Source organism: Micromonospora yasonensis (assembly GCF_026013475.1).
Classification (GTDB): Bacteria; Actinomycetota; Actinomycetes; order Mycobacteriales; family Micromonosporaceae; genus Micromonospora; species Micromonospora yasonensis.
This window is the reverse complement of record NZ_JAPDPH010000087.1, coordinates 18732-27005: the sequence shown is the minus strand read 5'-3', so window position 1 is coordinate 27005 and position 8274 is coordinate 18732. Positions and strand designations below refer to the sequence as shown.

Annotated in this window: 9 protein-coding genes and 2 pseudogenes; 5 read left to right on the top strand and 6 right to left on the bottom strand. The window is 70.6% G+C overall.

Annotated elements, in window-relative coordinates; all coding sequences use genetic code 11:
- The coding region (locus ONA70_RS18930) for an SDR family oxidoreductase (RefSeq protein ID WP_265007773.1) at positions 1-537 on the bottom strand (537 nt) is incomplete at its 3' end.
- A gap of 93 nt (positions 538-630) precedes the next feature.
- On the opposite strand from ONA70_RS18930, the gene soxR reads away from it, so the two are divergent.
- Positions 631-1026: a redox-sensitive transcriptional activator SoxR gene (gene soxR / locus ONA70_RS18925; RefSeq protein ID WP_265007772.1), complete on the top strand. Its 396-nt coding sequence runs from the start codon at positions 631-633 to the stop codon at positions 1024-1026.
- A 65-nt stretch (positions 1027-1091) separates the two neighbouring features.
- Here the strand turns inward: soxR and ONA70_RS18920 are convergent.
- Positions 1092-1199 (bottom strand): annotated as a pseudogene (locus tag ONA70_RS18920) (DUF397 domain-containing protein); the annotation flags it as partial.
- Positions 1200-1346: 147 nt separating this feature from the next.
- Here ONA70_RS18920 and ONA70_RS36695 point away from each other — a divergent pair.
- A complete protein-coding gene (locus ONA70_RS36695) occupies positions 1347-1673 on the top strand; it encodes a DivIVA domain-containing protein (RefSeq protein ID WP_319957720.1) in 327 nt (108 codons plus the stop codon).
- Positions 1674-2206: 533 nt separating this feature from the next.
- Here the strand turns inward: ONA70_RS36695 and ONA70_RS18910 are convergent.
- The 3 genes and pseudogenes from ONA70_RS18910 to ONA70_RS18900 all read right to left on the bottom strand — a co-directional run bounded on the left by ONA70_RS18910 (position 2207) and on the right by ONA70_RS18900 (position 2950).
- Positions 2207-2399: pseudogene (locus ONA70_RS18910) on the bottom strand (DUF397 domain-containing protein).
- Between the two features lie 39 nt (positions 2400-2438).
- A complete protein-coding gene (locus tag ONA70_RS18905) occupies positions 2439-2630 on the bottom strand; it encodes a DUF397 domain-containing protein (RefSeq protein WP_265007771.1) in 192 nt (63 codons plus the stop codon).
- Complete coding sequence (locus ONA70_RS18900; protein WP_265007770.1) at positions 2621-2950, bottom strand: DUF5753 domain-containing protein; 330 nt, start codon at positions 2948-2950, stop codon at positions 2621-2623. The genes ONA70_RS18905 and ONA70_RS18900 overlap by 10 nt, the downstream gene beginning before the upstream one ends.
- Before the next feature lie 35 nt (positions 2951-2985).
- Between ONA70_RS18900 and ONA70_RS18895 the strand changes: the two genes are divergently transcribed.
- Positions 2986-3714, top strand: a complete 729-nt coding sequence (locus ONA70_RS18895) for a VOC family protein (protein WP_265007769.1) — start codon at positions 2986-2988, stop codon at positions 3712-3714.
- Positions 3715-3769: 55 nt separating this feature from the next.
- Here ONA70_RS18895 and ONA70_RS18890 read toward each other — a convergent pair whose 3' ends face one another.
- Positions 3770-4702 (bottom strand): ABC transporter ATP-binding protein, encoded by a 933-nt coding sequence (locus tag ONA70_RS18890; RefSeq protein ID WP_265007768.1) that lies wholly within the window; start codon positions 4700-4702, stop codon positions 3770-3772.
- A 434-nt stretch (positions 4703-5136) separates the two neighbouring features.
- On the opposite strand from ONA70_RS18890, the gene ONA70_RS18885 reads away from it, so the two are divergent.
- A complete protein-coding gene (locus ONA70_RS18885; protein ID WP_406601214.1) occupies positions 5137-7236 on the top strand; it encodes a TRAP transporter permease in 2100 nt (699 codons plus the stop codon).
- Positions 7233-8252: a TAXI family TRAP transporter solute-binding subunit gene (locus tag ONA70_RS18880; protein WP_265007767.1), complete on the top strand. Its 1020-nt coding sequence runs from the start codon at positions 7233-7235 to the stop codon at positions 8250-8252. The genes ONA70_RS18885 and ONA70_RS18880 overlap by 4 nt, the downstream gene beginning before the upstream one ends.
- Positions 8253-8274: the final 22 nt, after the last annotated feature.

Here is an 8274-nt window from a genome sequence, read left to right as displayed (position 1 = left end):
GTCGCTGGTCAGCGCCTCGACGGCGACCGCCGCGATGTCGTCCTCGTGGACCATCGAGCGGGCCGCCGCGCCGTACGGCCAGCGCACCACGCCCTCGGCGCGGATCGACGCGGCCCAGCCCAGCGTGTTCGTGGCGATTCCGGTGGGACGCAGCATCGTCCAGGGCAGGCCGGACGCGGTGATGGCGCGCTCCACCACAGCCCAGAACGAGGCCGGGTCGGCCTCGGCGGAGGCGGCCGACACGTACACGACCCGGGGCGACCCGGCACTGGCGAGCACGTCGGCGACACGCGGGGCGAGCTGCGCCGTCGCAGCCGGGTCGACGAACGGCCAGATCAGGAACACGGCCTGGACACCGTCCAGGTGCGGGCGCAGGGTCTCCGGATCGGCCAGGTCAGCGGCCAGCGCCGCCACACCCGCCGGCAGATTCGCGCGGCCCGGGTCGCGGGCGATCGCGCGTACGCCGTGACCCGCGGCAACCAGCCGCTCCACCACGCGCCGCCCGACATTGCCCGTCGCACCCGTCACCAGGATCATGGTCGCCTCCAGCGAATTCTCGTGAAATCGGTGAAGCCGACCGTAGAACCTCAACATTTGTTGAGGTCAACCTCGGGTGGGCATACTCGGGGCGTGCGGCACGACACGTCTTTCGACTGGCACGAGCCGGGCCTGACCATCGGCCAGGTGGCGCAGCGCAGCGGCGTCGCCGCGTCGGCGATCCGGTTCTATGAGGCGCAGGGCCTCATCAGCAGCGACCGCACGGCCGGTAACCAGCGCCGTTACCACGGCGATGTGATGTGCCGCCTGGCGATGATCGAGGCGTGCCAGCGGGTCGGCCTCACCTTGGCCGAGGTGGGCCAGGCACTCGCGGCGCTGCCGCCGGGGCAGGCGCCGACCCGACAGGACTGGGACGCGCTCGCCGAGCGGCTGCGCACCGAGGCGCAGTCCCGCATCGACCAGCTCAGCCAGGTGCTGCGTGACCTTGCCCCCGCCCCTGAGCCCGGCCCACCCAGGTCGGGTGCTTGACGACAGGCGGGAGACCGGGGTGTCGACGAACTCGGTGGCCAACCCGGTCGGCCCAGGGGACGGGTCCGGCACCGGTCATCGCGTACGGCGACCACGCCGGCAAGGTCGTCGGCCACCTCCACACAGTTGCCACCCTGGCCGTTGCTGCGGGTGCTCTTGCGCCACCGGGCGCCGGCTGGGCCGGCGGTGCCGCGGGTGAGGGCTCATCACACTTGCCGGGGTCGTGGGAGCAGGTTCGGCCCCTTCCTAGACACTTGAGGCACGGTACAGGTGCGGCACACTTCCGCACGATCAAGCTCCACCGCAACCCGGAGGACCCCATGGCCCACCTCACTCCGGCCGACGTCCGGAACGTCGCGTTCAGGAAGCCTCCGCTCGGCAAGCGCGGGTACGACGAGGAGGACGTCGACAACTTCCTGGATGCCGTCGAACAGACCATCACCGCGTTGACGGAGGAGGTGAGGTCCCTGCGTGCGCAGCTTGAACACGTGAGGCCCGCATCTGGGACCGGCACACCGAGCGGTGGACCGGGGGTGGTGTCCAATGAGCTTGAGCAGATCAAGGACCGGCTCGCGCGGCTTGAGGCCACCGTGGCGAACGCCGGCCTGAGGGCACCCGCAGGCGATCCGCTGTTCGGCGGCCGATAGAAACAGCGTCCACCCTCACCGACAGGTTGCCGCGCTACTCAATGTCGGTCCCACCCCGACGGCGGCACGCGCTTCCCGCCACCGGCGGTAGGCGGCCATCCTCGCCTCAGGACGAGGAGTATCGCCCGCGGCGTGTAAAAGCCGGCGAGCCCGTGCCGGGCCCGCGAAGTCGAGGAACTGGGGCGGGATCTCCTCCTCGCCCGCCGCGCGCCGCGCGCTGGCCCTTGACCCCCACGACCCTCCCGGCCCCTACGGCGGCCCACCGCTACCGACGTGCGGCGAACCAGATTGACGCGTTCCCGAGCCAGTTGAAAACGATCTCCAAACGCGCTCGGTCAAGCCAGTAGCGCACCCGCGCGAAGCGCCAGCGGGGTGACGCTGACGCCTTCAGTTGCTCCAGGGCAGCCCTTTCCGAGCGATATCGCTCGGCAAGAATCATGGACGGGTCTGCCAACGCTCCCATAGCGGACTCCAGGGGGATGGTCAGGGCGGCGACTGCGACCGGCAGTAGGCGCTGTCGCGTCAAGAAGCCGTTACGGCCGCTCGGCGACGCCGAGCACGAACGCACGCCAGGCATCGGAACTGCAAGGCCAGCATGGGACCGCTCGGGTCCTTGGAATCGCGCACGGCCACCACGCCGGCAAGGTTGTCGGCGACCTCGACACAGTTGCCGCCGTCGGGGCCGCTGCGGGTGCTCTTGCGCCATCGGGCGCTGGTCACATCCATGTCTCCGCCACTTCCGCCGTCGGTTCAGGGCCGGAAAAGCTAAGGTCGCTCGACAACCTGGGCGACAAAGGTGCGCCATGCCTCCGAGCCGAAGGCCAGCACCGGTCCGCTTGGATCCTTGGAATCGCGTACGGCGACCACGCCTGGGAGGTTGTCGGCCACCTCCACGCAGTTGCCGCCCTGGCCGTTGCTGCGGGTGCTCTTGCGCCACCGGGCGCCGCTCAGATCCATGTCTCCGCCACTTCCGCTATCAGTTCGAGGGACTGCTGCTGAGATAGTGCCTCACCGCGGATCGACTCCCACACCTCGACCATCTGCCGCACGAAGTCGGTTCGGTCGATCACCTGCCCGTGGAGCTGTCCCTCCACATAGACGACGTCCTCTCCACCGGGCACGGTGGCGATCACGAAGGGACCGCCGAGCCCAGCGTAAGCCCCGGCGGAGAGCGGCACGACCTGGATTCGGACCCGGGGCAGCGTGGAGCCGAGCTTCACCAGATGAAGCAACTGCTCGCGCATCACCTCCGGCCCACCGATCCGGCGACGCAGCACGAACAGCCGCGGCGGCTTGAACTAGCATCGCCGGCATGGCAACGCGGCTTGTTCAAATCAACATGAAGGCTCGGGACGACGCTGCGCTGGGCGGTTTCTGGGCGGAGGTGCTCGGCTGGGGAGTCTCCAGCGAGGGACCCGGCGTGACCAACCTCGAACCCGAGGGCTTCGTCTACCCCGACCCCGTCGCCGTCTGCCTCGACCTCATCGTCTCCCCGGAACCCAAGACGGTGAAGAACCGCGTGCACGTCGACCTCGCCACCACCTCGGCGGCCCATCAGGCGGAGGTGGTCACGCGCCTGAAGGATCTCGGCGCAACACCCGCCGACGTAGGCCAGGGCGACGTGCCATGGACGGTCATGGCCGACCCAGAGGGCAACGAGTTCTGCGTGCTGGACCCCCGACCGCTCTACCGAGACACCGGACCGATCGCCGCGGTAGTGGTCGACTGCGCGGATCCGCGAGCCATGGCCCGCTTCTGGGGCGAGGCCATGGACTGGACCCTGCACGAAGTGACCGACCACAAGGCGGTACTGCGATCCGCCAAGGGCGTCGGCCCATATCTGCAGTTCCGCCGCACACCCGACGTGAAGACCGTGTGGAACCGCGTCCATCTCGACGTCCGCCCATACCCGGGTGACGACCTGGAGGCCGAGGTGGTCAGACTGCGGACTCTCGGCGCCACCGCCATCGACCTGGATGTCCCGTGGACGGTCCTCGCCGACCCGGAAGGCAACGAGTTCTGCCTGCTCGCCCCAGCCTGACCAAACCCTCGTCATCCGCTCGTCACGGCCACCATCCCGGGCTTTGCGACGCGCCCTAGTCCACCAACGTGCGGCCGGTGAGGTGGAGGAAGACATCCTCCAGGCTGCTGCGCCGGACCAGGACGCTGGCCGGGACGAGCCCACGCGCGGCCACCTCGGCCACCGCGGCGTCGCCGTCGGCCACGTAGAGCAGGATCCGGTCGGGCAGCACCTCGACCCGCTCCCCCAGCCCGGCCAGCTTGTCGGCGAACGGCTCCTGCGACTCGGCGGCGAAGCGCAGCTCCACCACCTCGCGGGTGGAGTGCTGCTCGATCAGGGCCCGCGGCGAGCCTTCGGCCACGATCCGGCCGCCGTCCATCACCACCAGGCGGTCGCAGAGCTGCTCGGCCTCGTCCATGTAGTGCGTGGTGAGGACCAGGGTGACGCCCTGCTGCTTGAGCCGGAACAACCGCTCCCACACCAGGTGCCGGGCCTGCGGGTCGAGCCCGGTGGTGGGCTCGTCGAGCAGCACGATCTCCGGGTTGTTGACCAGCGCGCGGGCGATGGTCAACCGGCGCTTCATGCCACCGGAGAGCGGCTCGACCTTGCTCTCGGCACGCTCGGCGAGCTGGACGAAGTCGAGCAGCTCGGCGGCCCGCTCGCGGGCCACCCGGCGCGGGATGCCGAAGTAGCGGGCGTAGGTGGTGAGGTTCTCCCGGACGTTGAGCTCGGGGTCGAGGCTGTCGAGCTGCGGGCAGACGCCGAGTCGGGCCCGGATCGCGGCACCGTCGCGGACCGGGTCCATGCCGAGGATGCGCAACTCGCCGTCGGAGGGTGGGGAGATGCAGCCGATCATGCGCATCGTGGAGGACTTGCCGGCGCCGTTCGGCCCGAGGAAGCCGAATGCCTCACCGGCGCGCACCTCGACGTCGATGCCGTTGACGGCGGTGAAGTCGCCGAACCGCTTCACCAGCCCCCGAGCCTGGATGAGTGGTTGAGCAGTGGTCACCGGCCGACCCTAGCCGCCGGGTCCGACATCCTCGACCGGTTAACTGCCCCGCACACCCATCTCCACTCAGAGTAACTACAGTTACTCACTGTCACTAAACGGTTGATCATCAGCCGGTCGGGCCAACCGGGCATCATGGACAGATCCTTTCGGGCGCGACTGGTTCGAGAGGTAAACGAAAGATTTTCTCCAGATATTGCGAAAGATGCTCCGAAAAGCACGTGCGCTGAGTAATGGAAGCGCCATTCTCGTCACGTAATGCAATCGCGATCGACAATGTTCCCATCGCTTAGCCGATTCGCGTATCGTGCCCCCTCGTGTCGCCCGTTCGCTCCTCCGACGGCTCCCCTCCGACGCCCCGGCCCGATGGCGCGCCGGCCTCCGCGTCCGAGGTGGACGTCGCGCCGGTCCCGCTCCCGCCCGACGAGGGCACGATCGGCGACCCGGCCTGGACCGACGACGGGCCGGTCGCCGCGCATCACGACACCCGGGAACTGGCGGCCCGGTTCGAGGACGAAAAGCCGGGGCGCGTCCTGTCCGGGCCGGTCGGGCTGCTGTTCACCGGCGTCACCGTCACCATCGCGCTGCTCGCGCTCTGGCAGGTCTTCTTTCCGCTGCCGCAGGGCAGCAAGTATTACCTGATCATTTTTCTGGCCGGCGTACTGCCGGCGGTCTTCGTGGCGTACCCCTCCGGGGTGCGGCTGGGCCGGCGGGCGGCGGACGACGCAGCACCCGCGCAGCGGAGCGGACCCACCCCGCTCGACTGGGCACTGGCCCTCGCCGCGCTGGTGAGCTGCCTCTACCCGGTGTTGCCGGTGACCATCGGCGCGGGCGGCGGCGGGTACGACGCCTTCCTCGACCGGCAGGGCCTGCTCGACCCGCTGGACGTGGCGATGGGCAGCGTGCTGCTGCTCCTGCTGGTGGAGGCGTGCCGGCGGACCACCGGATGGATCCTCCCGGCCGTCTGCCTGCTCTTCCTCGGCTACGGCTACTACGGCGGCCTGCTGCCGCAGTCCTGGCCGGTCGCCCACGCCGGGCTCGACTTCGACCAACTCGTCGACGCCTTCTACAACTCCGACAGCGGCTTCTACGGCACCCCGCTGGATGTGGCCGCCTCGTACATCGTGCTGTTCACCATCTACGGGGCGGTGCTGGACCTATCCGGGGCGGGCCGGTTCTTCGTGGAACTGTCCGCCGCCGCGTTCCGCCGCTCCCGGACCGCTCCCGGACGGACCGCGGTCGCCTCCGGCTTCCTGCTCGGCACCGTCTCCGGCTCCGGCGCGGCCACCACGGTCAGCATCGGCGCGGTCACCTGGCCCATCCTGCGCCGCGCCGGATACCCGCCCGAGCGGGCCGGGGGCATGCTCGCCGCCGCCGGCGTCGGCGCGATCCTCTCCCCGCCCACGCTGGGCGCCGCGGCCTTCATCATCGCCGAGTACCTGGGGGTGTCGTATCTCCAGGTGCTGGGCTGGGCCACCGTGCCGACCATCCTCTACTACCTGGGCATCCTGCTCTCGGTGGAGATCGACGCCCGGCGTTCCGGGGTACGTCCCGTGGTGATCGCCACCGGTTCGGCCTGGCGGCTGCTGGCCCGCTTCGGCTACCACTTCCTCTCGCTCATCGTGATCATCGTGGTGCTCGCCACCGGCGCCTCGGCGGTCCGGGCCGTGGTGATCGCCACCGCGCTGGCCGCCGCGCTGTCCTTCCTGGACCGACGGCACCGGCTCACCCCGGCCCGGTTGGTCGAGGCGCTCGGCGGCGGCGTACGCGGGGTGCTGGCGGTGAGCGCCGTCTGTGCCGCCGCCGGCATCATCACCGCCACCACCACCAAGACCGGCCTCGGCCCGCAGGCCGCCGCGCTGCTGGTCAGCGGGGCCCAGGCGGTCAGCTCCGAGCCGGCCGTGGTGCTGGTGCTCACCGCGCTGCTGGCCGCCGTCGCGCTCACCCTGCTCGGCCTCGCCGTGCCGGTCACCGCCTCCTTCGTGATCGGCTGGGTGATCATCGGCCCGGCGCTGCTCAACCTCGGCGTCACCGCGCCCGCCGCGGCGATGTTCGTCTTCTACTTCGCGGTGCTGTCCGAGGTCTCCCCGCCGACCGCGCTCGCCGCCGTGGCCGCCGCCGCGGTGACCGGGGGCCGGCTGGTGCCGACCATGTGGCAGACCCTGCGGTACGCGCTGCCCGCGTACCTCATCCCGATCGCCTTCGTGATCACACCGACCGGCCTCGGGCTGCTCGGCATCGGCGGGCCGGAACGGATCGTGGTGGCCGGCGTGGTCTCCGCGGTCGGCGTCACCCTGCTCGCCGTGGCCGCGGGTGGCTGGCTGCCCGGGGTCGGGCCGGCCGGCGTGCCGGAGCGGATCCTCGGCGCGCTCGCCGGGCTGGCCCTGCTCTGGCTGGAACCCGTGCCCGTCACCGTCGGCTCGTTGCTGGCCGCCGTGCTGGTCGTGGGCGTCCTCGTACGACGGAGGGCCGCCGGCGGGTCCGGTGCGTCCCCCGCAGTCCCATCCGGAAACCCTGGGGAGGAAGTTCAGTGAGACGGATCAACGTGCGGCTGGCCGCGGGCGTGGGGGTGCTGGCCCTGGCCGCGGCCGGCACCGCCGGATGCGGGGGCCGTCAGGACGGCGCGGCGACGGACGACGCCGCCGCCGAGGTCACCTGCAAGGTCACCAAGGACACCCGGGTCGGCATCGCCACCGGCAACGCCACCGGGGTCTACTACGTGGTCGGCAACGCCCTCGCCGGTCAGCTCTCCGGAGCCACCGACGGCAAGCTCACCGGGACCGCCGCCGAGACCGGCGCCTCGGTGCAGAACATCGAGCAGCTCGTCGCCGGCCAGTACGACGTCGCCTTCTCGCTCTTCGACACCGCGGTCAACGCGGTCCAGGGCAAGGGCAGCTTCAGCTCGCCGCAGCCGGTGCAGGCCCTCGCCCGGATCTACGACAACTACACCCAGGTGGTCGTCCGGGCCGACGCGGGGATCACCTCGGTCGCCGACATGAAGGGCAAGAAGATCTCCACCGGCTCGCCCAAGTCCGGCACCGAGGTGATCGCGAACCGGCTGCTCACCGCCGCCGGCCTCGACCCGGCCAAGGACATCCAGGCGCAGCGCCTCGACCTGACCAAGACCGTCGACGGCATGAAGGACGGCAGCATCGACGGCTTCTTCTGGTCCGGCGGCGTGCCGACCGGCGGGGTCACCGACCTCTTCACCACCGCCGGCGACAAGGTGAAGTTCCTCGACATCAGCCCGCTGCTGCCGAAGATGGCCGAGCTCAACCCGGCGTACCAGGCCGGCACCATCGGCAAGGACGTGTACCGGACGGCGGCCGACACCCCGACCATCGTGGTGCCGAACGTGCTGCTGGTCCGCGACAACCTGGACGCCAATGTGGCCTGCGCCATCACCCGGACGGTCTTCGACAAGAAGGACGCCCTCGCCCAGGCCAACCCGGCCGCCAAGGGCATCAGCCTGGAGAACGCCCGCAAGACCGACCCGGTGAAGCTGCACCGGGGAGCGGAGAAGGCGCTGAAGGACCTGGGCGCCGCCTGATCCCACGACGCCGGGCCCGGAC